This is a genomic window from Cognatundibacterium jejuense (genome assembly GCF_014284255.1).
GTDB lineage: Bacteria > Pseudomonadota > Gammaproteobacteria > Burkholderiales > Burkholderiaceae_D > Undibacterium > Undibacterium jejuense.
This window is the reverse complement of record NZ_JACOFV010000083.1, coordinates 1-255: the sequence shown is the minus strand read 5'-3', so window position 1 is coordinate 255 and position 255 is coordinate 1. Positions and strand designations below refer to the sequence as shown.

Here is a 255-nt window from a genome sequence, read left to right as displayed (position 1 = left end):
GAAGGTGCGGCTGGATCACCTCCTTTCTAGAGTAGCGCTGTAGTTGAGTGTTCACTTTTATTGACTGTTAAATTAGATAACGAGAATAAGTTAAGGCTGAGTAGTAAGTTAGGCTTTAATAAGAAGAATAGTTATGTTTCAGCTGGAGAGTTAGCTAGCTGAAGTATAAGGGGGTTTAGCTCAGCTGGGAGAGCACCTGCTTTGCAAGCAGGGGGTCGTCGGTTCGATCCCGTCAACCTCCACCAATACTGGGGC

Annotated in this window: 1 tRNA gene; it reads left to right on the top strand. The window is 45.9% G+C overall.

Annotated elements, in window-relative coordinates:
* The first annotated feature begins 169 nt into the window (after positions 1-169).
* Positions 170-245, top strand: a tRNA-Ala gene (locus H8K32_RS20115).
* The last annotated feature ends 10 nt before the right edge of the window (positions 246-255 follow it).